The sequence below is a fragment of the Salinarchaeum sp. Harcht-Bsk1 genome, assembly GCF_000403645.1.
Taxonomy (GTDB): Archaea; Halobacteriota; Halobacteria; order Halobacteriales; family Salinarchaeaceae; genus Salinarchaeum.
Map to the genome: position 1 here is coordinate 2379131 of NC_021313.1, position 25504 is coordinate 2404634.

General features: G+C 66.4%; 25 protein-coding genes and 1 tRNA gene. 12 read left to right on the plus strand and 14 right to left on the minus strand.

Translation table 11 applies throughout. The features are described 5' to 3' along the window. The first annotated feature begins 146 nt into the window (after window positions 1-146). Both L593_RS10825 and dnaJ read left to right on the plus strand, forming a co-directional pair. The gene (locus tag L593_RS10825) at window positions 147-818 is read left to right on the plus strand and encodes a biotin transporter BioY (protein WP_020447006.1); all 672 of its coding nucleotides are present in this window, start codon (window positions 147-149) and stop codon (window positions 816-818) included. 112 nt (window positions 819-930) lie between these two features. Beyond that, entirely contained in the window at window positions 931-2121 is a 1191-nt protein-coding gene (gene dnaJ, locus L593_RS10830; protein ID WP_020447007.1) for a molecular chaperone DnaJ, read from the plus strand. Window positions 2122-2316: 195 nt separating this feature from the next. On the opposite strand, the gene L593_RS10835 is transcribed toward dnaJ, so the two are convergent. Both L593_RS10835 and L593_RS10840 read right to left on the minus strand, forming a co-directional pair. Beyond that, window positions 2317-3756: a DUF402 domain-containing protein gene (locus L593_RS10835; protein ID WP_020447008.1), complete on the minus strand. Its 1440-nt coding sequence runs from the start codon at window positions 3754-3756 to the stop codon at window positions 2317-2319. A 46-nt stretch (window positions 3757-3802) separates the two neighbouring features. After that, window positions 3803-4180 (minus strand): hypothetical protein, encoded by a 378-nt coding sequence (locus L593_RS10840; protein ID WP_020447009.1) that lies wholly within the window; start codon window positions 4178-4180, stop codon window positions 3803-3805. Between the two features lie 125 nt (window positions 4181-4305). Here L593_RS10840 and L593_RS10845 point away from each other — a divergent pair, with 125 nt between their 5' ends. Further along, complete coding sequence (locus tag L593_RS10845; RefSeq protein ID WP_020447010.1) at window positions 4306-5325, plus strand: PrsW family intramembrane metalloprotease; 1020 nt, start codon at window positions 4306-4308, stop codon at window positions 5323-5325. A 119-nt stretch (window positions 5326-5444) separates the two neighbouring features. Here the strand turns inward: L593_RS10845 and L593_RS10850 are convergent, their stop codons facing one another. Further along, window positions 5445-6095, minus strand: a complete 651-nt coding sequence (locus L593_RS10850; protein ID WP_020447011.1) for a riboflavin synthase — start codon at window positions 6093-6095, stop codon at window positions 5445-5447. 21 nt (window positions 6096-6116) lie between these two features. Next, window positions 6117-7955, minus strand: coding sequence for a UvrD-helicase domain-containing protein (locus L593_RS10855; protein WP_020447012.1), 1839 nt, complete (start codon window positions 7953-7955; stop codon window positions 6117-6119). A gap of 139 nt (window positions 7956-8094) precedes the next feature. On the opposite strand from L593_RS10855, the gene L593_RS10860 reads away from it, so the two are divergent. The 4 genes from L593_RS10860 (at window position 8095) to L593_RS10875 (ending at window position 13443) form a co-directional block, all read left to right on the plus strand. Further along, a complete protein-coding gene (locus tag L593_RS10860; RefSeq protein WP_020447013.1) occupies window positions 8095-8703 on the plus strand; it encodes a CDP-alcohol phosphatidyltransferase family protein in 609 nt (202 codons plus the stop codon). A gap of 150 nt (window positions 8704-8853) precedes the next feature. Further along, window positions 8854-10002 carry a metallophosphoesterase gene (locus L593_RS10865; RefSeq protein WP_020447014.1) on the plus strand — a complete coding sequence of 383 codons (1149 nt, stop codon included), beginning with the start codon at window positions 8854-8856 and terminating at the stop codon, window positions 10000-10002. After that, on the plus strand, window positions 9999-12374 hold the full coding sequence (locus tag L593_RS10870; RefSeq protein ID WP_020447015.1) for an ATP-binding protein: 2376 nt from the start codon (window positions 9999-10001) through the stop codon (window positions 12372-12374). Before L593_RS10865 ends, L593_RS10870 begins: the two co-directional genes overlap by 4 nt. Window positions 12375-12849: 475 nt before the next feature. After that, a complete protein-coding gene (locus L593_RS10875) occupies window positions 12850-13443 on the plus strand; it encodes an IMP cyclohydrolase (protein WP_020447016.1) in 594 nt (197 codons plus the stop codon). Window positions 13444-13519: 76 nt separating this feature from the next. On the opposite strand, the gene L593_RS10880 is transcribed toward L593_RS10875, so the two are convergent. From L593_RS10880 to L593_RS10910, 7 genes are all read right to left on the minus strand, one after another. Then, window positions 13520-14122, minus strand: a complete 603-nt coding sequence (locus L593_RS10880) for a DoxX family membrane protein (RefSeq protein WP_020447017.1) — start codon at window positions 14120-14122, stop codon at window positions 13520-13522. A 275-nt stretch (window positions 14123-14397) separates the two neighbouring features. Next, the gene (locus tag L593_RS10885; RefSeq protein WP_187292618.1) at window positions 14398-14685 is read right to left on the minus strand and encodes a hypothetical protein; all 288 of its coding nucleotides are present in this window, start codon (window positions 14683-14685) and stop codon (window positions 14398-14400) included. A 6-nt stretch (window positions 14686-14691) separates the two neighbouring features. After that, window positions 14692-15228 carry a TQO small subunit DoxD gene (locus tag L593_RS10890; RefSeq protein WP_020447019.1) on the minus strand — a complete coding sequence of 179 codons (537 nt, stop codon included), beginning with the start codon at window positions 15226-15228 and terminating at the stop codon, window positions 14692-14694. Between the two features lie 111 nt (window positions 15229-15339). Further along, window positions 15340-15738 (minus strand): antibiotic biosynthesis monooxygenase, encoded by a 399-nt coding sequence (locus tag L593_RS10895; protein WP_020447020.1) that lies wholly within the window; start codon window positions 15736-15738, stop codon window positions 15340-15342. A 174-nt stretch (window positions 15739-15912) separates the two neighbouring features. After that, window positions 15913-16614, minus strand: coding sequence for a helix-turn-helix domain-containing protein (locus L593_RS10900; RefSeq protein WP_020447021.1), 702 nt, complete (start codon window positions 16612-16614; stop codon window positions 15913-15915). A 198-nt stretch (window positions 16615-16812) separates the two neighbouring features. Then, entirely contained in the window at window positions 16813-17457 is a 645-nt protein-coding gene (locus tag L593_RS16490) for a universal stress protein (RefSeq protein ID WP_020447022.1), read from the minus strand. A 91-nt stretch (window positions 17458-17548) separates the two neighbouring features. After that, window positions 17549-17833, minus strand: a complete 285-nt coding sequence (locus L593_RS10910) for a hypothetical protein (protein ID WP_020447023.1) — start codon at window positions 17831-17833, stop codon at window positions 17549-17551. 219 nt (window positions 17834-18052) lie between these two features. Here L593_RS10910 and L593_RS10915 point away from each other — a divergent pair, with 219 nt between their 5' ends. Next, window positions 18053-19036, plus strand: coding sequence for a TIGR00269 family protein (locus L593_RS10915; protein ID WP_020447024.1), 984 nt, complete (start codon window positions 18053-18055; stop codon window positions 19034-19036). Window positions 19037-19254: 218 nt separating this feature from the next. Here the strand turns inward: L593_RS10915 and L593_RS10920 are convergent, their stop codons facing one another. The 3 genes from L593_RS10920 to L593_RS10930 all read right to left on the minus strand — a co-directional run bounded on the left by L593_RS10920 (window position 19255) and on the right by L593_RS10930 (window position 21228). After that, window positions 19255-19641 carry a plastocyanin/azurin family copper-binding protein gene (locus tag L593_RS10920; protein ID WP_020447025.1) on the minus strand — a complete coding sequence of 129 codons (387 nt, stop codon included), beginning with the start codon at window positions 19639-19641 and terminating at the stop codon, window positions 19255-19257. A gap of 228 nt (window positions 19642-19869) precedes the next feature. Then, complete coding sequence (ftsZ, locus tag L593_RS10925) at window positions 19870-21045, minus strand: cell division protein FtsZ (RefSeq protein ID WP_020447026.1); 1176 nt, start codon at window positions 21043-21045, stop codon at window positions 19870-19872. A gap of 3 nt (window positions 21046-21048) precedes the next feature. After that, window positions 21049-21228 (minus strand): ribbon-helix-helix domain-containing protein, encoded by a 180-nt coding sequence (locus tag L593_RS10930; protein WP_020447027.1) that lies wholly within the window; start codon window positions 21226-21228, stop codon window positions 21049-21051. A 747-nt stretch (window positions 21229-21975) separates the two neighbouring features. On the opposite strand from L593_RS10930, the gene L593_RS10935 reads away from it, so the two are divergent. The 4 genes from L593_RS10935 (at window position 21976) to L593_RS10950 (ending at window position 25500) form a co-directional block, all read left to right on the plus strand. Next, window positions 21976-22049, plus strand: a tRNA-Tyr gene (locus L593_RS10935). A gap of 635 nt (window positions 22050-22684) precedes the next feature. Further along, window positions 22685-23119 (plus strand): type IV pilin, encoded by a 435-nt coding sequence (locus L593_RS10940; RefSeq protein WP_020447028.1) that lies wholly within the window; start codon window positions 22685-22687, stop codon window positions 23117-23119. Window positions 23120-23653: 534 nt separating this feature from the next. Continuing rightward, on the plus strand, window positions 23654-24265 hold the full coding sequence (locus L593_RS10945; RefSeq protein WP_020447029.1) for a metal-dependent hydrolase: 612 nt from the start codon (window positions 23654-23656) through the stop codon (window positions 24263-24265). A 176-nt stretch (window positions 24266-24441) separates the two neighbouring features. After that, on the plus strand, window positions 24442-25500 hold the full coding sequence (locus tag L593_RS10950) for a sensor histidine kinase KdpD (RefSeq protein WP_144060750.1): 1059 nt from the start codon (window positions 24442-24444) through the stop codon (window positions 25498-25500). Window positions 25501-25504 lie beyond the last annotated feature (4 nt).

A 25504-nucleotide genomic window follows, 5' to 3' on the forward strand; every position in this document is an offset into this window, starting at 1 on the left:
TCCCACTGACCGCATTCTCCCGTTTTCGCCGCCCAGCAGGGCTGGTGCCGTCCCGTAGTTTCGACTGACGCTCCCGCTCGGCTCGACGAACGCGCAGACGCTCCGGATCCGGGGGTTTCTTGCTGGCAGCCGTTCGATCCGGTCGTATGTCATCGGGCGTCACGACCGTTGCTCGCGACTCGCTTCGTCGGTCCGCCGCGGCCGGCGGGTATCTGCATCGGGTTCGAACGGAGGCGGACCTGCTGGAGCGGCTCTTGCTCGTCGGCGGGTTCGCGGCGCTGACGGGGCTCGCCGCACAGGTCCGGATCCCGCTCTGGTTCACCCCGGTACCGATCACGCTCCAGACGTTCGCCTTCCTGCTCGCCGGGCTGGTGCTCGGTGCCCGTTTCGGCGGCCTCAGCCAGGGGCTCTACGTCGGCGCGGGCGTCGCCGGCGTTCCCTGGTTCCAGGCGATGGGCGCGGGAGTCGGCCACCTCGCTGGACCGACCGGTGGCTACCTCGTCGGAATGTTCTGCTCGACGCTGCTCGTCGGCTACGTCGTCGATCGGTATCCGGTGCGGGAGCACCTCTCGGCGCTGATCGGTCTCCTCGCCGTCGCGAACGCCCTCGTGTACGTCGTCGGGCTTCCCTGGCTGTTCGCGTGGTCGAACCTCGTCACCGGTGGCGACGTCGGGCTCTGGGAGCTGCTCGTCATCGGGCTGTTCCCGTTCGTCGCTGGCGACGTGGTCAAGCTACTCGGTGCCGTCGCCGTCGGTCGGCTGCTCGCGCCGCCGGCTTCGCGGTACGACGACGCCGGCGAGCCGATCGCCGCCGACTGAACGCTGGCGTCCGGACGAGTTCTCGGCCCTGGACGCGACGATAACCTCGCCGGTTCCGACGAGTCGATGCCGGTCTTTTCAAGTAGCTCAACGGATTATCCAACGATAACTGATGAGCGAGGACTTCTACGATATTCTGGGGGTTTCACGCGATGCGGACGAGGACGAGATCCAGCAGGCCTACCGGAAGAAGGCCGCGGAGTACCACCCCGACGTCTCCGACGACCCCGACGCCGAGGAGAAGTTCAAGCAGGCCAAGAAGGCCAAGGAGGTCCTCACCGACGAGGAGAAGCGCCAGGCCTACGACCAGCTCGGCCACGAGCGCTTCGAGGAGGCCGAGAAGCGCGGCGGCTTCGACCAGGGCCCTGGCGGCATGGGCGGCCAGGGTCCTTTCGGTGGGATGGGCGGCCAGGGGCCCTTCGGCGGTGGCGCTGGCGGCGGCCAGGGCTTCGGCAGCGTCGAGGACATCTTCGAGCAGTTCTTCGGCGGCGCGGGCGGTGGCCGCGGTGGTGGCAGCCGACGCCGGCAGGGGTCGGACCTCCGGACCAGTCTCGAGATCGACCTGGAGGAGGCCTACCACGGCGTCGAGAAACAGATGACCGTCGAGCGACCGACGGAGTGCGACGAGTGTGGCGGCGAGGGCCACCCGGCGGACGCCGAGGCCCGGACCTGCCCCGAGTGTGACGGCCGCGGGCAGGTTCGCCAGGTCCAGCAGACGCCCTTCGGCCGCGTCCAGCAGACCGGGACCTGTCAGCGCTGTGCAGGCGACGGCGAGATCTACGACGAGACCTGTAGCGAGTGCCGTGGCGAGGGGATCGTTCGCGAGGAGACGACGCTCTCCGTCGAGATCCCCGCCGGCATCCAAGACGGCCAGACCCTCCGGATGGAGCGGGAGGGCGCTCCCAGCCCGACGCAGGGCCCCAACGGCGACCTCCTCATCGACGTCACGATCGCGGACCACCCCGAGTTCGAACGCGAGGGCGACGACCTCCACTACCACAAGGGGCTGTCATTCCCCCAGGTCGTCTTCGGCGACACCGTCACCATCCCGACGATCGACGGCGAGGTCGAACTGGAGATCCCAGCCGGTACCCAGAGCGGCGAGGAGTTCCGCCTCGCCGGCGAGGGGATGCCCCGACTCCGTCGCCGCGGCGAGGGCGACCTCTACGTCACCGCACAGGTCGTCACCCCCGAGTCGCTGACGGAGGAACAGCAAGAAGCGCTGGAGGCCTTCGCCGAGGCCGGCGGTGAGGAGATCGAAGTGGATCAGAGCTTCCTGCAGAAGATCAAGTCTTCCTTTTAACCCACCTTTTTTTTGGAGGAGGGTTTCCTCGCTCGCTTCGCTCGCTACGGGAACCCTCCTCCAAAAAATCTGGACCAAAAAACCCTGACAGCTCGGGGCTTCGCCCCTCGCTGTCAGCGAACCGCTCGCTCGCTTCGCTCGCTCGCGGACGCTGGCACCATCCTGGCAGAACATTCTTCGAGGTCGCAAGAATCGCTAGTCTGAGAGCGCCTGCTGCGCCCGTTCGGCGACGTTCCTGGCTCGCTCCGCGAGATCCTCGCTCACGTGCCCCTCCTCGACGGCCTCGGCGAGTTCGTCATCGTCGACGACCCGAACCTCGCCCGCTGGCGGATTCACCACGTCCACGTGGAGGTCGACGTAGGTCGCGGCGTCGGGGAACAGCTCCACCGGCGTGCAGACGTTGACGTAGGTGCCCTTCCGCTCGCCGTCGGCGCCGCGATAGATCGTTGGGTACCACCAGCGACCCTCTTTGAGCTTCGTGATCGCGACGTCGCCGGGTTCCCGCTCCGTCCCGAGGGCGTCGTACTCGCCCGAACTCGAAATCTCGCGCCGGACCGTGACCGCGCCGTCGGGATCGTACTCGGTGACGTCGCCGGTCCCGAGGACCAGGCGGCGACCGTCGGGCTTGCCGTGGTGGATCGCGAGGTCGTCGCCGTCGGTCGGCCCGAACTGGCGGGCGATCGCGTCGAAGGGGAGTTCGTCGGCGTCGACCCCGTCGGTGTGCTCGTCGACGAGCGACTCCGCGAGGTCGACGCCGGCGCTCGCGGAGCCGTCGGCAGCCTTGATCCGGTGGTGTCCAGGGATCGTCGTTTCGACCGTCCGCCGATGCGCGTCGAGGGCGAGCCGACTCTCGCGGCCGAACCAGCACCACGTGGTGGCCGACGGCGTCGCGATCGGCCGCGGCGCTGCCGCTTCGGGGTCCGGAGCGTCGGCGAGGGCGTCCTCGATCGTTTCGGCGCGTTCGATGACCGCTTCGAGTGCGTCGCCGCGTTCGTCCAGCCCGGCGTCGGCGGCTGCCCGTCGCCAGCGCAGTCCCCATCCCTCCGGAACGGCGACGTCGAGTAGCTCGGTCGTCCGAGCAAGTGCCGTCGCGTCGGCGTCTGGAGCGTTCGCTCGGACGCCGTCCTCGCCGCGTACCAGTCGCAGGAGGCCACCGGGATCCTCGACGCGGACGTCGGAATCGAGGCGAGCGTCGTAGTCGCTCCAGGGCGGGGTCGGGTCGCGGACCTGGACGCGGAGCCGATCGCCGGTCTCGACGTAGCCGTCGGCGTCGTCGAAGGGAAGGTAACCCGTCGCGCCGCCCGGGAGGTCGAGCACGGCGCCGCCACCACGGGTGCCACTGACGACGGCGTTGCTGACGCTGCCCGTGGGCGCTGGATCGGGCCAGGTGAGCGTGTCGACCTCGACCTCGGCGAGCGTCCCCCCGAGTTCCGCGACGGCCGCTGGATCGCCGCTGATCTCGATCCCCTGGCGATCAGTCGTCGTGTCGATCGTCGCGCTGGGCGGCCTCGTCCCGAAATTGGCGTCGAACCGCCGATCGATCGGATCGGAGGCGTGAACCACTTCGAAGCCGGCGTCGAGCAGTCGCCGCGTGAGGGCGGTCGCGTAGATGCCGCGAATCCGGACGGCGCTCATCGACGGGATTCGGTGGCGGACCGATATCGGCCTTCCGGACGAGCCGTCATTCGAGGCGCTCCCGCGACGGGGCGAACCGAATCCGGTCGTGGACCGTCGGCCCGAGCGTCAGTTCGACGTGATCCTCGTCGAGGACCCGGCCGTCCTCGACGTAGGCGCCCCAGGAGTCGAACCGCAGCCAACCACGGAGTTCGTCGCCGTGGGTGTAGGTGTCGAGATGGCTGACCTCGTGCTCGGGGAGTTCGTCGGCGCTGTGGGCCTGATCCATGGTCGAGTAGACCACGTCGTGCTGGGCGAAGAACTCCTCGAGGACGACGGCGTCGGCCTCGACGAGCGTTCCGATGCTCTCGGCGGCATCCTGGAGGTCTTCGTCGTCGAGGCCGAGATCCCGGAGCGCGCGCTGGGTTCGCTGATCGAAGTGCATGCGCGGCCGTTGCGGTCCCGTCCACAAAGAACGTACTGTGTGGCGCTGGCGCTCTTCGGGTCGGGGCCGTCGGCACCCCCGTCGAGCACAAACCCATTTCCCGTTCGGTGCTGAGGGCTAACACGATGGGCGATCGGGATCCGGTCGAACGCGCCGCCGGACGCGAGCAGATCTACGAGGTCACCGACTGGGAGCCCCGGTCGTTTCTCGACCGGTTCGCCGTCCAGGCGTACGCGGGCGTCGTCGCGGGCTCGAAGTGGCTCGTCGTGCTGGTGGCGCTGGCGATCACGTTCGCGATCATCGGTCTCTCCGGACTGGATCTCGTCCTCGAACCGGCGGTCACCACGCTGGTCGGCATGTCGGTGCTTCCAGCACTTGCTCTGTTCGTCTACCTGCACTACGCCGACGTCACGAGCGGCGAACCGTTCGGGTTGCTGGCGATCACCTTCTTGCTCGCGACCGTCACCGCGGGCTTCGCTGCGGTGATCAACTCCGTCGCGCTCGCCGGGCTGGGCGGCGTCGCCGACGTCTTCGGCCAGGCCGTCGCGCTCGGGATCTTCTTCTACGTGGTCGTCGGCCCCGTGGAAGAGACGGTGAAGCTCCTGGCGGTCCGTCTCTACGCCTACCCCGACGAGCGCTTCGACGCCGTGATCGACGGCGCGATCTACGGCGCCGTCGCCGGCCTCGGCTTTGCAACGATCGAGAACGCGATCTACATCACGGACCTGATCCAGGCAGAGGGCGGACTCGCAGCGAGTTCCTCCGGCGAACTCGGCGGCATCACCGCCTCGCGGGCGATCGCTGGTCCTGGCCACGTGCTCTACTCCGGCATCGCTGGGTACTACCTCGGACTCGCGAAGTTCAACCGGGACCGGGCCGGCCCGATCGTCGTCAAGGGGCTGATCGTCGCCGCGCTGTTCCACGCCACGTACAACTTCACGGTCGGTGCCGGCGCCGGCGTGCTCGTGACCGCGTTTCCCGTCTCGGAGTTCGGTGCACTCGTCGCCTACGTCCTCGCCTTCCAGTCGGCCGTCGGCTACTACCTGTACCTGAAGATCGACCGCTACCGCAGAGCGTTTGACGAATTCGACGCGGGCCGCGTCGAGACAGAGCACCTGCCCGAGCGCACCGAGTTCGATCCGTAGGCTCGCCGTCGTCGCGTGATCGATTCGGTGGCTGGCCGTCGACGCATGATCGGTTCGAAGGATGACCGCCGACGCGTCCCCGACGCGCTGTGCGTCCCGGGGACCGTTGCCGCGATCTGCTACTGTAGTTCGCCAGCGAGCCGTTCCGGGTGAGCGTCAGCGTCGTCCTGCTCGTCCCCACCCTGCCCGTCGAGCATCGACTCGACGTACTTCGCGATCACGTCGTACTCGACGTTCACCAGGTCGCCGACCGCCTTCTCCGAGAGCGTCGTCGCTTCGTAGGTCTCGGGGATGATTGCGACGTCGAACGTTCCGGCCTCGGCGTCGATCGACGCGACGGTCAGACTGATGCCGTCGAGCGTGATCGAGCCCTTCGGCACGAGGTAGCGATCGTCGGCGGGGAGGTCGAAGGTGTATCGCCAGTCCTCGCCGGCGGCGACGACGTCGCGGACGGCGACGGTCTCGTCGACGTGCCCCTGGACGACGTGGCCATCGAACCGGCCGTCGGCGGGCATCGCTCGTTCGAGATTGACCTCGTCGCCTACGGCGAGGTCGTCGAGCGACGTGACCGCTCGGGTCTCCTCGGCGAGGAACGTCTCGAACCAGCCGTCGCCGCGGTCCTCGACGGTGAGACAGCAGCCGCTGACGGCGATGCTTGCGCCCCGGTCCGGCACGTCCAGCCAGTCGGCGGCGATGCGGACGCGCAGCCCGTCGGCCGTTTCGGTTCGTTCCGCCACTGTACCGACACCCTCGACGATTCCAGTAAACATGAAAACGGTGCGCTTGGACGGTCAGTCGGCCTGGACGGGCTCTTTCGCTTCGTCGAGGAGCTCCTCGACGTCGCGCTCGCTCGGCCCGTTCGTCAACAGGACGTCGATCGGGAGCGTCGGCGCGCCGCCGACCAGGTTCTCCATGATGACGAGGCGCTCGCGTGCACGGCTCATGCCGACGTAGAAGACGCGGCGTTCGTTATCGGTCAGGACGGGGACGGGATTCGTCGTCTTGGTGAACTCGTCACAGCCCTCGACGTCGGTCGGATCCTCGACGGTCGCGGCCATCTGCTCGACGACCTTCTCGGTGAGGTCGGTGCCCAGGAACACGTGGTCGGCCTCGCGACCCTTGGCGGAGTGGATCGTGCCGACGCGGACCCGATCGCGGGCGACGTCCTGGTAGTCGCCGCCGAAGTAGGATTTCATGCTCTCCGTCTGGAAGCTGGTGATCTTCCGGGACATGTCCGCGGCGGACGCGGGGCCGGGCATGAAGGGAACGTGGTCGGTGACGAACTCGGGTTCGACCTGGATCTCCGCGAGGTCGTCGAGTTCGGACTCCTCCTCGCGCTCGTCGATCGCGTCGAAGAGGTCGTCGCGCTCGTTGGAGCCGAACGCGGAGTCCGCGAGCATGTCGGCGAGGCGGCGGGCCTCCAGCGCGGAGAGGGGCTCGCCGGCGTCGATCGCCTCGATTCCGTCGACGAACTGGTTGAGCCGATCGGTCCACATCCGCTGGTCGGTCATCACGCCGAAGGGAATCCCCTCGCCGATGAACTCGTCGATGAAGCGGAACATCTGGTAGCGCGCCCGGAAGAGGAGCATCAGGGAGCCGTCGTCGGTCTCGACCGTCCGGCGCACTTCGCGGACGAGGTCGAGCATCGACGGAGAGTCGATCGCCTCGACGGCACCGCCCTCGATGCGCGGTTCGAGGTCCTTCTCCTGGCGCACGTCGATGTGGCTGATCTCCCGGTTAACGGCGTTCAGGACCCTGGAGGGCAGCCGGTAGGAGTTCGGGAGGACGACGTCCTCGTCGACGTCCTCGTCCAGCAGGAGCGCCGGATCGGCGCCCTGCCAGGAGTAGACGACCTGGTCGTCGTCCCCGGCGATCAGCACGCGCTCGACGTGGGGTTTCCACTCCTCGTAGACCTCGTACTGCAGGGTCGTGATGTCCTGGAACTCGTCGATGATCAGGTAGTCGACGCCGGGCTGGAGGGAGCGCTGCTTGACCCGCTCGAGCATGTCGGCGAAGCCCGTCAGGTCGTGCTCGCCCTTGTAGGAGCGCCAGCCGCGGATCGCCTCGGGCACGTCGATCCGGTCGTCGCTGGTGGGCCACGTCGGCGTGTACTTGTTGCCCTCCTGGGCGTTCGGGTCGATGTCCGGGGGCAGGCGGACCTCCTCTTCGTCCCACTGGAAGGGGACGTCGTACCAGTCGGCGACGTCGCGACGCGTGCGCTGGAGCCACTGGCTCGTCGCGATGATCTTGTTGCCGATCGTCGTCGAGCGTGCGGTGCGGCGGCCGGCGCCGCTGTGCTCGTCCTCGAACTCGATGCCGTAGTCGTCACAGAACTCCTCCTTGTCGGACTCGCCGACGACGTCGCCACGAGAGAGATTCAGGAGTTCGTACGCCTTGGCGTGCATCGTACAGACGTTGCCCTGGAGGGAGCGGGGCGTCACGTCGAGTCGCTCGGCGAGTCGCTCGCGGATTTCGGCGGCCGCGGCGCGGGTGTAGGAGACGACCAGGACGTCGTTGACGTCGACGTCGTCGGCCTCGAGGATCTCCTCGACGCGGTCGAGCAGGGCCGTGGTCTTCCCACTGCCCGGTCCGCCGAAGAGACGAACGACGTCCGTATCGGACTGACTCATTGGACAGTCGAAGGGCCGGGAGGTGTATAAGCGCGGGGGTTTCCGGAGGTCCGTTCGACGATGGCTCGCGTCGGGCGATCTGGCGTCGTCCAGTGCCGAACTCACAGGCTATTTGTGTCCGGGTCACCCCCAATGGTCCATGACGCTGGATCGGCTCCGCCCGCTGGCCGACAAGGGGCTGTCCCCGTGGGTCGGGCTCGCGGCGCGCCTCGGCCTGACCCCCAACGGCGTGAGCCTCATCGCCTTCGCCGTCGCCGTGGCGGCCGGGGCAACCTTCGTCGTCGCGGGCGCGGAACCGCTCTACTACGTCGTCGGTGGCGTCCTCGTCGGCCTCAGCGGCTGGCTCGACATCGTGGACGGCGCACTCGCCCGAAAACTCGACGTCGCCTCCGCGAAGGGCGACCTCCTCGATCACGTCCTCGATCGCTACGCCGACATCGTCCTCATCGCCGGCCTCGCCGCCGGCATCGAGCGCTACGCCATCGGCTTCGCCGCGGTCACGGGCGTCGTCATGACCTCCTACATGGGCACCCAGATCCAGGCAGTCGGCCTCGGACGGGAGTACGGCGGCCTCATCGGTCGTGCCGATCGGATGGTCCTCATCGGCGTCGTCGCGACGGCCACCACCGTCTACCCGGACGCGGTCGAGTCGCTCACCCTCGTCGGCTGGCTCCTCGTCTTCTTCGCGATCGTGGGACACTTCACCGCCGTACAGCGATTCTACGGCGCCTGGGCCGACGTGGAGTGAGCAGCGTCCGTCGCACGAACGCTGCGATCGCCACGTCGATCGATCCCGGACCTTCGAGGCACCGGTACCGCTGTTGCTGCCAATCAATCCAACTTTCGCTGCGCCATTCGACCCGAATCCCTTTGGTGTCGGGCGATCACGAACGTAACCATGGGCCGGCTCGTCCACACCGCCGACGTCCACCTCCACCCGGACGCGCCGGAGCGCCGCCAGGCGCTCGAAGCGCTGCTCGACAGAGCGGAATCAACGGATGCGGACGCGGTGACGATCGGCGGCGACCTGTTCGAAGACGAGGTGGCTGCCGAGCGCCTTCGCCCGGAGCTCAGGTCGCTGTTTTCTGATCGACCCTACCCCGTCGTCTTGATTCCGGGCAACCACGATCGCGAGGCTTACGAGGGTGACGTGTTCTTCGGCGCTGCCGTGCGGACAGCGACCGTCGAACCGTTCGAGCACGTCCTGGTCGAACGCGACGCTGCTGGATCGGGCGGTAACGACCTTGTCTCCCGCATCACCTGCGTCCCTTACACCCGCGAACTCGACGACGACCTCCTCGTCGCGCTCCGGGACCGCGAACCGTTCGACGGGCCGGAGTACCTGCTGGTCCATTGCAGTCTCGAAGCGCCCGCAGCGACCGCGGATACCGGCGACGAGGAGGCCGCGCGCTACGCACCGGTGACGCGGAGCGAACTCGGCGCACTCGAGTTCGATGCCGTGCTCGCGGGCCACTACCACGGCGCGAATCGCGTCGGTCTCCCGGCGAGCAGTGCCGAATCGAATGCCGCCGACGCCGGCGGCACCTTCGTCTATCCGGGCACGCCCGCCTCGGTCACCACAGCGGAAACTGGTCGTCGCTCGATCGCGATCGTGGACGATGGGGCGACGCCCTCCGTCGCACTCGAACCGCTCGACAGCTTCCACTACGACGAACTCGAACTCACCGTCCGTCCGGGCGACGCCAAAGACGCGATCGGAACCGTTCGGGAGCAGGTCGCGACCTGGGCTCACCGCGACGTGGAGGCAGAGATCGCGATCGAGGGGTTCGTCGATCGCGACGAGGCGATGTTCGCAGCGGAACTCGCGGACGCTGCCGGCGACGTACCCCTCGAGAACCGGACTCGATCCGTCGCACACCTCCTCGATCACCCGATCTACCGGGAGTTCGAGGCCCGAATCGACGCGGATACCGCGCTCGACGCGACCGAGAACGAGGGCCACGATCCCGACCAGCTACTCGACGACGCACGCGAACGGGTCCTGGCCGCGATGGCCGACCTCGCTGCGGAGGGGGAGCTATCGTGAGACTCCAGTCGGTTCGCGTCGACCGGTACGGCCCGCTCTCGGGCGTCGAACACGAGTTCGACGGGGGCCTGGAGGTCTGCTACGGGCCGAACGAGTCGGGGAAGACGCTCCTCCTCGACGCTCTCCTCCGGCTGTGTTCGCCCGATGCCGTGGACGTCGTGCCGGAGGTCGGTCGCGTCGGGGAGCCGCCGGTCGGCCACGCAGTGATCGAAACGACCGCAGCACCAGAGCGTGCCGAGGACGCTGCGACGGACGGAGGCCCGTCCCCGGCAGGGACCACGGAGCACGTCCTCGGGGACGGTACCACCCTGACCGACGTGACCGCCGTCACCCCGCGACAGCTCCGGAACGTCTTCGTCGTCCGCGACGCCGACCTCCGGCTCGGCGACGAACACGAGTTCTACGACGCGACCGCCAGGCGGCTCGCCGACCTCCACACCGCAGAGCTCGACGCGCTCCGCGAGCGGATCGTCGACGCTGGCCGATTGACTCCGACGACGCTCAACCTCGCCCGGGCCGAAGACCACGGGAACGCGAAGGACGTCCGCGACGACGCGGCGGCGCTGGCCGACCGGATCCGCGAGTACGTCGGCGAGTGCCGCGACGCTGGCATCGAGTCCGCCGAGCGAGAGCGCGTCGAGGTGGCGACGGAACTCGAACGGCAGCGTCGTGCGCTGGACCGACAGCGGGCCGCCGAGACCCTCGCGACCCACGATCGGCTCGCCGACCAGCTATCGACGGTTCGGGACGCGACCGCCGCGCTCCAGGATCGGGAGTGCACAGAGTCGGGGCTCGATCGCCTCGAAGCGATCGAGGCGGAACTCGAGCGAATCGATGACGACATCGCCGACGTCGAGGATCGCCGCGAGCAACTCCGGGAGGAGCGCTCGACCCGCGAGTCCGAGCGCGACGACCTGGCTGCCGAACGCGACCAACTCGAAGCGCGAATCGCCGACCTCGAGGACGTCGAGCAGGCGCTGGAGGGGTATCGGGACGGCGGCAGCGCGTCGCCCGCCGGCACCCCCGAGCGGCACGGCGCGATCCTCGCAGTCGTCGGCGTCGTCGGTGCCGCCGTCGCCGCAGTGGCGGGCGTCACGGTCGCCGCGCTCGGCCTGACGATCGTCGCGACGATCGGAGCGATCTGGGCCGTCGTCTCGTATCGCCGGTCGCGTGCGACGGCCGGCGATCGTCGATCGGTGCTCGCCGCGGCTCGCGACGCGGGACTGGCGGTCGAGACGATCGCGGACGTCGCTCCGGCGATCCGGGAACTCCAGGACGAGCGGGACCGGCTCGGGAATCGCATCGACGCGACCGAGCGACAGATCGAGGTGATCGAGCGACGGCTCGGCGACGTCGAGGAGGACCGCGAGGACGCGATCGAACGGCGGCGAACGCTACGCCGGGAGCGACGCGAGCGACTGCGGGACGCTGGCCTTCCGGACGTGGCTGCCTATCGCGACGCAGTCGAGGAAGCCGAATCGCTCGAACGGGAGCGTCGCGACGCGGTTGCGAGTCTCACGGAGCGTCTCGGAGCGCCAGCCGCCGATACAAACGACGACAGCGGATCCATCGAGGCACGGATCGACTACTGGGATCGGGAACTCGACGGACTCAGGACCGACGTGCAGAGAGACGACGTGGCTGCCGAGGAGTTCGATCCGGAGGAGCGCGACGCGCTCGCGGCGGCAGTCGACCGGCTCGAGTCCCGCGTCGACGAACTGGACACCCGACTCGACGACCACGAGGCGGCGATCGACGGCTTCGACGACGAACTCGGACGACTCCCGACCGGTCGATTCCGCGAGGAACCGATCGCCCTCGCCGCACGGTCGGTCGACGGCCTCGCGGCGACCGCCCGAGATCTCGAATCGCTCGTCGAGGACCTCGAGCGGAACGCCGACGTCTCGCGGGCGGCGCTGGCCGCACTCGAGGGCGTCCGCGCCGACGAGGAGGCGAAACTCGCCGACCTCTTTGGACCCGAGAGCACAGCCTCGGCGACGTTCCGATCGATCACGGACGGCCGCTACGAGGCGGTGACCTACGACCCCGACGCGGAGACGCTGGTCGTAGAGCAGGCGGACGGCACGACCCTCCCTGCAGGGGCTCTGAGCCGCGGAACCACCGATCAGCTCTACCTCGCCGCCAGGATCGGGCTCGCGGATCGACTCCTTCACGGCGAGCCAGGCTTCCTGCTGCTCGACGATCCGCTCCTCCCCGCCGATCCCGAGCGCCTCGCCGCCGGGTTCGACGCGCTCCGCACGCTGGCCGCCGACGGCTGGCAGATCGTCTACTTCACGGCGAAGCCAGAAGTCGGCGAGGCGCTCGTCGAGCGCCACGGGGTGCCCTGCCGACGCTTCGACCGCTTAGAATGAGTTCGACCTGACGGAATGGGCTTCGATCGGCTGGAGTGAGCGTCGGCAGAGCGGAGTGGGTCGATGCCTGGCCACTCCTCGCTCGGGCGAGTGCGGAAACCGAGCAGCGCCGTCGCTCGGGTCGTCGGAAGCGACGCGCCCTGGTGCGGGGTCCCCGCCCCGCACCGGACGGTACGGTCCGTCGGGCGGTCCCGACGCGTTCCCAGGTGGAGCGTGTGACAAGCGAGGGCGGAATGGCCCTCACAGGCGGGTGATGAACGTCCGCCCCCTTATAGATGGGCGAAGCGCCGCGGAAGTACAATCGCACGACAGCGGTCGGAACGCCCGATCGTCGTCTGACGGCCGTATGACGGCCCCTCTCGTGTGGGCGAATCTGGAATTCCGCGCACCCGCCCCTGTTTGACTACGGTCGTCGCAACCCGGGCGACTTCCGCGGTTCGACAACTACATTCCACGCCGCGGCAGACCGTCTTGTATGTACGTTGGACGTTTCGTCGTCGTCGGACCGGACGTCGCAGCCTATCGCGTCTCCTCGCGATCGTTTCCGAACCGCGAGATCCGCGACCGTGATGGCACGCTCACCGTCGGCCCCACCGACGACGCGCCGCCCACGGACAACCCGTACGTCGAGTACAACTGCCTGCGAACGACCGACGCCGGGCCCCGCGACGGCGCGGCCGCCGTGCTCGGGAACGGGTCGCAGGTCGACCCCATCCTCGAGAAGATCGAACTCGGGTATCCCGCTCGCGACGCCCTCGCGGAGTCCCTCCTCGCGCTCGACTATGAGAAGGACGACTACGACACGCCGCGGCTGGCCGGCGTGCTGGACGAGGATGGCGCCCACGTCGGCATCGTGCGCAAGGACGCAGTGCTCGTGAAACGGGTGGAGGAGCCGACGCTCGTGGCGACGTACGAGCGCGACGCGCCGGGGCCCGTCGAGTTCGAAGCGAGTGCTGCTGCCGAAGCCGCCGCCGAAGCCTACGACTTCGACTTCGAGCACGCCGTCTGTGCCGCTGGCGTCGCTCGGAGCGGTGACGGCTTCGAGACCGCGATCGAAAACGGGGATTGACGGAACGATTCGCCGCGGCGTCGGATCGACCGACCCGCGGCGTTCGGTGCGATCCGATCGGAGAGACTGACCGGGATTACCCGGTCAGGTAGCGGACCCAGCTGTTGTTCTTCGCGAACTCGGTCTCCTCCAGCCACGCGTCGAGCCCGAGGATCCGGCCGGCGCCGATCGCGCCGAGGCCGAACAGGAGCGCCGCGTAGACGATCGTCTCGTCGACCACCCAGCCGTGCTCCAGGGGAAGCCCCGCGAGCAGGCCGCCCTGCAGGTGGGAGAGCCAGAAGAACAGCATCATCACTGCCCCCCAGAACGCCGACCAGCGGACGACGATGCCGAGGAGCAGCGCGAGGCCGATGAGGATCTGTCCCCAGACGACCATGGGGTCGATGAAGCCGTACCCGGCCATGTCTGCGAAGACGTCCTTGAGTGGGTTGTCGGGGTGGAGGGCGAACTCGAGGTAGCCCGAGGCCGTCCAGCCACCGGTCAGCGGGTCGTCCGCGACGGTGTCGAGACCACCCGAGGTGTACTTCTCCAGGCCGGCCTGGAGGAAGATCCAGCCCATCGCGACCCGGAGCAACACGATCGAGTACGCGACCCACGTCTCCGAGTAATCGAACGTTACGTCACGTCCGAACAGTTCTGCGTCGAGCGTTCGTTCCGCCGGACTCCGTTCTGCTGCCATGATTGATGCCTCAAATGGTAATTCACAGGCTGACCCCATATAACTGGGGTCGGGTTATCGGGGAACGGGAATCTCGATACTGACGGTCCCTGGTAGGCGCAGCAGTTCGTTACTCCGGATCCCGACTGCTACGAACGTGTGGATTCGTGCAGTTCGAACGCGTCAGCGGCGCTAAAAGAACGGGAACGTATCGCCAACGAAAACAGTCGGTCGCGCAGCGGTAATCGTATTCCTCCGCAACGGGCAAGGCGTGTGCCCGGCGGACGGCGTGGGCCTCAGTCGTCGGCGGGCGCGGTTCGCTGGACCGTCGTCGGCTCCAGCGGCGTCGCGACCTTGTAGAGGCCGTAGAGCAGCAGCAGCGCCAGGCCGATCAGGATGATGTAGGCCCGGATGTCGGCCGGAACCAGGGGCTCGGCGGTCACTGCACCCGCGTCGTTGGTCTGTTCCATGTGGGGGTTCTGGGTCAGCGTGTTGAGTGCGCCGAGCACCACGACGCCGATCGCGACGAGCGCCCCACCGAGCATTCCGACCAGGTCAGCCGTGTCGGTGTAGTTGTCCATCATTTCGTGTCACCCCATCAGGTACCGCAGCCGCGGATGTTGCTCGACCAGCTTCGTGGTCTCGAGGTAGCCGTCGACCCCGTAGATACGGCCCGCACCGATCACGAGGATCGTCCCGAAGATCATGATCCCGAACAGCTCGCTGGTCACGAAGCCGTGGCCCCAGCCTGCGTTCCCGAGGTAGAAGAACGTGCCCAGGATCATCCCGTTCGCTGCGGCCAGGCGCGTGAGGACGCCGAAGATCAGCCCAAGGCCGATCGCGATCTGGCCCCACGGCACCATGAAGTTCGGCACGAACGCCGCGTTCACCGCGAACCACTCGAACATGGGGTAGAGGATGCTCCCCTTGGTACCGAACTCGAGCCAGCCCGTCGTGTCGTAGAGCAGTCCCTGCTCGAGGACCTTTCCGAGACCCGCGTTCAGGAACCACCATCCAGCGATGACCCGCAGGAACACCATCCAGTAGGCACCCCACGGCCCGTCGAAGCTGTACGTGACGTCCCGACCGAAGAGCCGGGTGTCGACCGTCGCCGTTTCGTTTGGCACAGTTATCTCACCCTACAGATACTGCTTGGAGTCCGACCGCGGTCCGCGTTGGTCCGAATTATACAGTGATTTATAAGCAACAGTCCCGCTGGTGCCCCCTGCGCGGAGCACCTACAACCCTGGTTCAACTTCGGCACGATCGGATGGATCGATCGTCGTTTCGGTGGTACCCGTCGCTGGTACGATCGCGGGCCCGTCGCCACCGAGGGCGATCGCCCCCGGCGTCCACAGCGTCGTTCGCACCGTCTCCGCGACGGACTCGAGGTGATCCATCCGTTCGCGGTGTGCGCTTCGCTGGACGAAGCGCTCCCAGTCGTCCTCTGTCTCGAACGTGAATACGAACCGGAGCCGTTCCCCGTCGGCGTCGACGCCGCGGTGGACGCGGAAGCTCCGGATGTCCGGCTGGGTCGTCCAGTCGAGGACGACGTTCGGGAACCAGGACTCGAACCGATCCCGGTCCCCGTCGCCGAACTCGACCGTCACCTCGTAGGCGACCCCGTCGGCGATCACGGCGGTTCACCACCGGCCATGGACTGCTGGTTTCGTACCATCACGATCGATAATAGGATCCACCGGTCCCTCCGTTCCTCCCTGTATACTGTAGGCCTTTACGCCGCAGACGGCTCGATCGGGTGAGAAATTGCCGATCGCGCCACTCCACGAGTCGACGAACCGGCGATCGCGCTACTCCGCGACGGGTTCCTCGGCCGCAGCCCCGGTGACTGCCTCCGCCGAGGCGTCGTTCTCGACGCGCTCGATGTCCGTGGTCTCGACGAGTGCGTGAATCAGCGTCGTCTCGGCGGCGTTGAGTCGCTGGGACGCCGCGGACCGAGAGACGTCGAGCGCCTCGGCGACCGCGTCGAGGTCCGCACTTCGGGGTCGCTCGTAGTATCCGAGATCGACGGCAGTCGCGATGGCCTCGCGTTGCTTCTCGGTGACTGCCGCGGCGTCGAGACAGAGCTGTCGACCGCCGTCTTCGCCCGCGAGCGGCAGCACCTGTTCGAGGTGCACCGACGCCTCGCGATCCCGAAGGGCCGCGACCAGATCCCGGAGCGCGCCGCGGCGGGGCACCGTGACCGAGACGACGAGTGCACCGTCGCAGAATCGCTCGATGTCGGCGGCGCACTCGACCTCGCGGAACGCGTGACAGACGCAGTACTCGCCGACCGATCCCTCGACGAACTCGCGGGTTCGTCGGTCGCCGACTTCGACGGTGACCGCTGCCCGGCACGTCCCGTCGTCATCGGCGGAGCGGCAGTCCGTCCAGACGACGTCCTCGCCACGGTCGCCGGCGTCGAGCACGGCACAGCCGGCTGCCTCGTGGGGTTCGACGCGCAACCGTGCACGAAGCGGTTCGGCGCTCGTGGAGTCGGCGGTGGCCGTCATTACCTGCAACTTCAGCCGCGAGACCCCTATAACCGGGTGGGCGTTCCCGAGGTCCGGGAACGACGCGCCGAGGGATCGACCCGACACTCGATTGGCCGGCACGCCCTCGGAACTGCTGCACTCATCACGGTGCGTGTGAGAGGAGAAAAAGCGAGAAACAGAGAGAGAGAGAGAGAGAGAGAGAGAGAGAGAGATCAGTCAGTGGTCGAGGCGTCCGATCCGGGTCGCGCCCGTGTCGGCGTCGACGTGGACGTTGTAGGTGCCACCGTCGGCCGTCGCTGGCACGACCCAGGCCGTCGTCGTCCGATAGGGGTCCTCAGGGATGGTGACCTCATCGTGCCCCTCGTCTTCGAGCGCTGCTCGTGCCCGTCGTTCCGCCGCAGCCGGCGTGGTCACGTGTTCCGTCTCGCCGCCGGCACCCCGACCACCGTCCATGCGGACGGTGACGACCGGAACCGGTGCGTCGCGAACGACGCGTTCGGTGACGCTCCCGAGCAGCACCCTGCCGACCCCGGAACGGCCGTGCGTTCCCATGACGATCACGTCGACTGCGGCCTCGTCGGCGTACGCCAGGATCTCGCGATGGGGCGATCCCTCGCGGACGCTCGTCACGACATCGACGCCGGCTTCTCGAGCGGCGTTGGCGACCGCCTCGACCGCTGCCTCGCGATCCGCCAACACCTCCGTGGCGGCCTCCTCGCTCACCGACGTGAGCGACGCGTCGTCGAGTACGGAGAGCACGTGCAGCGTCGCGTCGTAGGTCCCCGCCAGCTCGAGGCTGTGGTCGATGGCCCTGTCGGTGCCGTCACTACCGTCGGTCGGAAGGAGGAACTGGTCGTACATGGACAGTTAGATCTTGGAAAGGAGACACCAATAGTTCGGTCGCCGTTCCCGGCCTGTGAGAATTCAATGGCGAGGCCAGGACGCCGTTTGCCTATGCGAACCAGACGACCGCCGCGACGAGCGCCATCGCCCCGCCGCCGGTGGCGAGCCCGATCGCGTACTGGCGTGGCACGTCGAATCTGTGGCCGGCGAGCAGGCTCCCGCCAGCGGTCACCGTCCCGAACACGAAGAAGAACGGCCACGGCGAGAGTCTCGTATCTTCCCGACTCTCGTGGGACTCGTGGCCCGAGTGGCCGAGCACCGGGGCGGAGCACAGTGCGACCGCGAGCACCACTACGAGGAGCAATCGGCCCCGACGCCGCGTCACCTCGTCCATGTGGCTCGTCTGGCGACGGATCGTAAACTGTCTTTCTCACCGGCGCGGCGACTCGTCCGAACCGGTTCAGGTATATCGAATCCACGGAGTTGGCGCTATCGAGTCCACGGGCGGACCCCATCGAGTCCCTGGGCACCCCAGCCCACCGGAATCGAGTTCTGTATTCGATCTGGAATCCGACCGCAACCGTATTCCCGCTCCCCCCGATATGCTCTGCCGATGCAGTGCAGCAAGTGCGATCGCGAGGCCGTGACCCACGTCGCCTACGCAGGGACGCACCTCTGTGAGTCGCACTTCCTGCGGTCCGTCGAGAAGCGAGTGCGCAGCCGGGTCCGGGAGGACGGGCTGCTGCCGGACGACGCCACCCCCGAGGACCCGGTGACGTGGGTGCTCGGGCTTTCCGGGGGCAAGGACAGCGTCGTCCTCGGTGCGATCCTCCAGGACACGTTTTCCGAGGATCCCCGGGTCGACCTCCTCGCACTGACCATTCACGAGGGCATCGACGGCTATCGGGACGAGAGCGTCGAGGCCGCCGAATCGTTCGCCGAGGCGTACGACGTCCCGCTCGAACTCGTCGCGTACGACGACGAGTTCGACGTTCGGATGGACGACGTCGCTGCGGACGACCCACTCGACATGGCGCCCTGTGCTTACTGTGGCGTCTTCCGCCGGGACGTCCTCGAACGCTACGCAGACGACCTCGGGGCCGACCTCCTCCTGACCGGCCACAATCTCGACGACGAGGCCCAGACCGCGCTGATGAACGTCCTGGAGGGCGACGTCGCCCAGATCGCTAAGCACTTCGAGGCGTCGCTCGGTCCGCTCGACGACCGGGCAGAGCAGGACGAGTTCGTGCCCCGGGCGAAGCCGCTCCGGGACGTCCCCGAATCGGAAGTCGCCCTGTACGGACACCTCCGGGACCTCCCCGCACAGATCGCGGAGTGTCCCCACGCCGAGGAGGCGTACCGCGGCGAGATCAAGTCACTGCTCCACGGGCTCGAAGACGACCACCCGGGGACCCGCCACTCGATCCTCTCCGGGTACGAGGAACTCGCTCGGCTCGCGGCCGACGCTCGAGAGAGTAACGCGGACGAGAGCGATTCGGCGGCCGGCGACCTCGGCGAGTGCGAGTCGTGTGGCTCGCCGACCGCCAGCGACGTTTGTCGGACCTGTTCGCTGCTCGAGGCTCTCGACGCCACGTAGCAAAGCGAGGTCTCCGGACGCACCTTCGATGGTATCGAGGCAGTGTGCGGCCGTCCGAGAGCGTGACACGAGCGCCCCGCCGTCGCTCTTCGTGTTTACTCGACGAGTACGCAAGTCCTTGCGCACCGGGCCGTCGCGGACCGGCTTCGCTGGCCGGTGTCCTGCACTGAACTAGTCACACTGTATGACACCGTCGGGAGGACTCAGCAACCGCGTCCCTATTCCGTTACCTCGACCGTACCGGGCTCGGCGGAAGAGTGGTAGGTACTGCACGAGTAGGTGTACGTTCCCGCCGTTTCGAACGTGTGGCTGTAGGTTTGTCCTTCTCCGAGGAAGGACGCCCCCATTCCCGACCAATCGGCTCCTTCGGGTGTCTCCTGGGGTCTGATCTGGTGGTCGGGCGAGACCGACTCCCAGACGACAGTTTCGCCCACCGCGATCTCTACCGATTGTGGACTGAAGTGTGACTCGCCCTCGGCACCCACGGTGACCGTCGCGTCACCCGACTCGCCACCGCCGCCTCCGTCCCCATTCTCCTCCGTACCGCCGCCACCGCCACAACCGGCGAGAGCGCTGACCGCAGCAACACCGGTCGTAGCAAGCATGCGTCGGCGAGTTACGTGTCGCTTTGTCATGGTACGGCGGTGGCTTAGATGGCCTCTTTGATATCTGTTCGGGTCACGATTAAGAGATCCCTAGCAAAATCAAGTGTCGGCGGGACGGTGCGGACGAGTTCCGTCGCAAACCGTCTCCGTCAGAGGGGACGGTCGGGCCGTCGCTACACGCCGGAGTTGCACAAAAAACGACCGGCAGCGATCGCTCTCGACGAAGCGCTATCGGATGACGTCGACGCCGTTCTCGCGGTCGCGGACGTCGCGACCCCCGTCGCTCTGTGCCCCGCCGGCAGGGACGGTCTCGACGTTGTTCGCCGCGTCGAAGTCGACCTCCTCCAGCTCTGCGCGAGAGCGGTCGGCCTGGCGCTGGGTGCTCGGACCGAGGACCTGTGCGGACTGCACGCCCGTCATGATCGCCATGACTCGCACCTTGCCCTTGTACGACTCCTGGATCCGGGCGCCCCAGATCACGTTCGCACTCGCGTCGAGGCGCTCGGTGATGTTGTCGGCGATGCCCTCGGCCTCCTTCAGCGTGAGGTCGGGGCCACCGGTGATGTGGACGAGTCCGCCGCTCGCGCCGCGGTAGTCCACGTCCAGTAGCGGGTGGTTCATCGCGTCCTTCACCACCTCGTCGGTCTTGTTCTTGTCCTGGGTCTCGCCGACGAGCATGACGGCGACGCCGCCCTGATTCATGATCGTCGTCATGTCGGCGTAGTCCAGGTTGATCAGGCTCGGCTGGGTGATCGTCTCGGAGATCCCCTTGACCGTCTCGGCGATGATCTGGTCCATCACCGAGAACGCCTTGCCGATCGGGAGGTTCGGGACGTAGTCGAGCAGCCGGTTGTTGTCCAGCACGATGATGGAGTCGGCCTCGTCTCGCAGCTTCTCGAGACCCTCCTCGGCCTTCACCGTGCGTGCGCGCTCGACGTTGAATGGCGTGGAGACCATCCCGACGACGATCGCACCCTGCTCCTTCGCGATCTTGGAGACGACCGGCGCCGCGCCGGTGCCCGTCCCGCCGCCCATCCCGGCGGTGACGAAGACGAGGTCCGCCTCACCGAGGACCTCCTTGATCGTGCCCTGGGCCATCTCGGTCGCGCGCTCGCCCATGCTGGGGTCGCCGCCCGCACCGAGACCGTTGGTCAGGGACTTGCCGACGAGGATCTTCGTGTCGGCCTCGATCATCTTCAGGTGCTGTTTGTCGGTGTTGATCGCGATGGTCTCGGCGCCGTCGACGCCGATGTTGTAGAGGCGGTTGATGGTGTTGTTGCCCGCACCACCAGCGCCGACGATGACGATCCGGGGGTCCCCGAACTCGTCGCCGTCGGTGTCGACCTCCATCTCGCGTTGTTCCTGCTCTGCGTTCTCGAGGGCGTCCTGGACGATGTCTTGCATCGTTTACACCTTCGCCCAGGTGCGCTCTCGAGTCCGCTCGTGGACCGGCTCACCCTGGTCCTTGATCTTGTCTCGGACCGCGGCCCTGATGGCCTCGGACCGGTTCGGGAACTCTCCCGACTCGACCATTCGTTCAACCGCTTCGATCTGCTGTTTCGGAATTCGGAGTGTCACACGCTCCATGGTTTGTAGCTCCCCGTTTTGAGTAAGACGGCGGGCGCGTGTCGTACACGCATCGAGTCTGTCACGCGCAAACCCGGGTAGGGCGCCGGCATTTGGGGGATGCCGTCGCGTGTAAGACGACCGTCTTACGCAGCCATACCCTCAGAGGCAACCATAATAAAGGTAACGCCGGTGTATCACACTGGTGTAAACACACCTTACTGCCGGTATAGCATCACTATTTCGGGTTATGGACATGCTCATTCTGACGAGGGGAACCGGCACCCGAACGATCCAGCGCTGCCAGTAATCGGTCGTCGGACCGGTCTGGTAATACGAGCGTACTCGGCGTTTTCACAAGTCTCCGCGTCCTGAACGGACGTTTACAGATCGCCGCTGATACACCCTTCGTGGCACGCGTATACGAGTCCCGTGTGCGCGCCCCGCGATCCAGGATCTCCCAGTCTCGATCGAACTCGTCCCGCTGGTCTAGCTCCGCTGATCTGGTTCCACGATCGTTCTCCACGGCCGATCGAGCATTGTCGAACCATCTCGGGAACGGATCGGCCCGACCGGTTCTTCCTGCCGTGATACTTTGTCGGTCGGGTTGCCCACTTCTCAGTTCCGCCGCCGAGTACACGTGGCGTCGGGCTGACGTCGATAGGTGCGAAGGTACGTCCACATTCGTCGACGATCCCCAACTCGTCACGTGATCGCACTCCCGCGGAAAGTAAGCCTTTTATCCACGTCCGGCGGACAAATCGATGCCCGCCCTTAGCTCAGACTGGTAGAGCAGTCGACTGTAGATCGACTTGTCCCCCGTTCAAATCGGGGAGGGCGGATTTCTCTCCCGAACGGCGTGAGCAGTGAAATCCCACCGAGCCGATGTGACTCCTGAATACGCGCACCCGTGAGTGGGGCCAGCGAAATCGTCTTCCGCCATTCGAATCGAAGCGGCCGAACAGGTTTCCCGAGTCGTCAAACGAATGCAACAGAGAACTCCCAGCCAGGTACGGTCCCGGGCGGAACTGGCCACCGGCCAGTTCGGATTCGAGCCGTGAATTCGTCTTGCCATCACTCCGGGACCGCTCGGCGTAGTCCTTCATCGATGATCTTGCGCCAGAAATGAGTAGCTCGATTGCACGTGCTGACCCGACTAACCGACGGAACTGTCCGTCCAGACCGCCTCGATTCTCGGTTAGAATAACCGAAAACCGGGTGTTTTCTGAGTCTGAAGACGCCCGCCGGAGCTCTCTCAGTCTCAGAACAGACGTAGGAGTACATTATATTTCAAAATTCGAAGCCGTTGCACTTAGGCTGAGTGTGAATCTCGTCGGCCAGTGTATTTACAGCAGTGGAAACAGTATCCTGTCGTGCAGGCGAAGGGACGTCTGTGAATAGTCGCCGCCGCTCCCCTCGGGGAGATTTCTGAACGGCCGATGGTTTTATGGACGGATAGTGAGAGGACTCGTTCGCAATGCGTCTCCGAGAACTATTCACAGACGACGACGCAGTTTCGCCTGTCATCGGCGTGATCCTTATGGTGGCGATCACGGTGATCCTGGCAGCAGTAATCGGTGCCTTCGTGCTCGGCTTCGGCGGCGGTGGACCGTCCGCGCCGAGCGTTCAGTGGGAAGCAACTGATACCGGCACCCCAAACGGCGAAGTAACCTTTTCACACGGTGGAGGGGACACGATTAGTGAGCCCGGCGACGTCCTCGGTATGAACTTCGACGGCTCCGGCAGCCTCAACACCACTGACCCGTCATACGGTGGCGGCTCCCCGATGGATGTCGGTGACTCCTGGACGGTAGGGTATTCAAGCACTTCCTCCGGCGATCAGATTATTCTGACGTGGAGTTCCCCTGACGGCGACTCCACCCAGGAGCTGAAGACTCACACTCTCAACTGAGGGATTTCCCTCTTCTTCCCGCTCATTGGCTCTTAAGCTACTGCTCTAGATCGTCGGATTTGAGATTACTGGCGGGTCGGAGCGATCCGGTCGAAAATATATTCAATCCCTCTTGCAAGATCGCCTACAACGACTTTCGTCAGTAGACGATACGAAACTTTTGCGCAGGATTTCTATACGATAAGACGACTGCGGTTTGCATATCTACGGCCATCTTCAGGGAACGAAAGCCCAAACAACGTCCTTCATCGAATTCTCAAAACATTCGCTCCGCACTTCAAGCCCCTGCACTGGCTGGGGACATTCGTATACGGCTTCTCACCAAATCAACGCCTGTTGTTGTACTTAAAATAGGCTCCGCAACTCGACTCAGCGCTGTCTCGACTGCAGCCGACCACACCCTAAGATACCGCCAATGTAACACGAAGACCAGCGCGCTACTCTTCGGCTCAGTCGCGCTATCAAACCGTATCCCCGGCCTCCGAACAGTGATCTCCGCCCCTCCCACCATCACCCGTTTTCAATAGTCCCACAATGGTCGACGTCACTGGTCACTTCGGCATGGCGCTCCTGTTCGCCGCACCGGCCTGGGCGATCTGGGGTCGCCGCGGAGCCCTCGGCTTCACGGCGTTCGCGGTCGTGACCGCGATGCTCCCGGACGTCGACCTCGTCCTCCGAACCCACTTCCCGGTCACGCACCACGGCGTGACCCACACGGTCGCGTTCGTCGCGCTGGTGAGCGTCCTCGTCGGGGCGTTCGCCGCGCGGTGGCTCACCGACTCGTTCAACGCCCACCGGTTGATCCGGAGCACGACGATCTCGGAGGACATCGTGTTCGCCTTCGGAACCGCAGGCCTGTTCGTCGGGGGCGCGAGCCACATCTTCGCGGACGTGCCCTCCGCACCGGACATTGCGGCACCGCTGTCTCCCTTCTGGCCGGTGTACACGAAGCCCGTGATCGTGGACGTCGTGTATTACGACAACCCCTTCTGGAACGTCGGGTTGCTCGCGGTCGCGGTGTCGGTCCACCTGGTGCTCGCGTGGCACGAGCGGTACCCGCTCGAGACGCGCTATCGGATTGGGGAGCCGATCGGTGACGTCGACGGTTCGGAGATCGTGGGTATGGTCGACCAGTCCGAGGAGTGAATCGCTGCCCGCGGTGGGAGCAATTCGGGACAAGTACCCAACAGGAACGGCCCGAACTGTTTTGGAGGGTGATCGAAAACACCTCGTTCGCGCTACCGACCGACGGAGTGATGATTCGTGTTAGTACAGAGAGGATGCCGTGATCGAGGCCACCAGTTCAACGGAGTTGCGTTACCGTGGTGACCTCCGAAACCGTCGCGCTCGCCACGCCCTTCGTGGTGGGTGCGCTCGTCCTGTCGTTCACGCTGGTGGAGGTCCGCTCGCTCTTCCGTCTGCTCGACGGCCGACGGTATCGGCAGTACTGGGCTGCGGCAGGGATTCTCATCGCCTTGTTCTTCGTCGGCTACCTGCTCGCCGCGGGCCTCCTGCTCGTGGGGAGCCAATCCCTTCTCGTCTCGATCACTGGCGCCTTCGCGCTCCTCGGGGCCGTGTTTGCGTTCCTCGTCGTGACCGTCGGCGAACGGACGATCGACGATCTGGTCCGATCGCGTGACGAACTCGAACGGCGCGAAGAGGAGTTCGAGCGCCTCTACGAGGTGACCGACGTCCTGAACCGGATCCTCCGGCACAACCTCCGGAACAACATGAACGTCATCCTCGGCCGGTCGGATATGCTGCACGACGACAGCACCGAATCCGAGCACGTCGACGCGATTCAGGCCGAGGCCCAAAAGCTCGTGGAGATCGGCGAGAAGGCACGCGCGATCCACGACACCCTCGACGCGGAGGTTTCCGCCGACGTCCGTCCCGTCGAGACGTTCGTCTCGCCCGTGGTCGCGGACGTGCGTGAGGAGTATCCGAACGCGACCGTGACCGTCGACGCCGAGGAGGACCTCTGGGTCGAGGCGGGCGCGCTGGTCGAGACGGCCGTCGAGAACGTCCTCGACAACGCCATCAGGCACAACGAGGGCGCAGCGAGCGTCACGATCAGCATCGTGGCGACGGCCGACGATTTCGTGGCCGTCTCGGTCGCGGACGACGGCCCAGGGATCGATCCCTACGAGATACAGGCGATCCGCGAGCAGCGGGAAACGCCGCTCCAGCACGGAAGCGGGCTCGGCCTCTGGCTCTCCTCCTGGATCGTCGATCAGTACGACGGCGGGATCTCGTTCGAGGACAACGACCCGACCGGGAGCGTCGTGACGCTGACGCTGCCCCGGGCGCAGCCGCCGTCTCCCGACGGCGTCGAGGCCAGACAGGACGACCAAGCCGACGCCCAGTCCGCGAGCGACTGAGGTG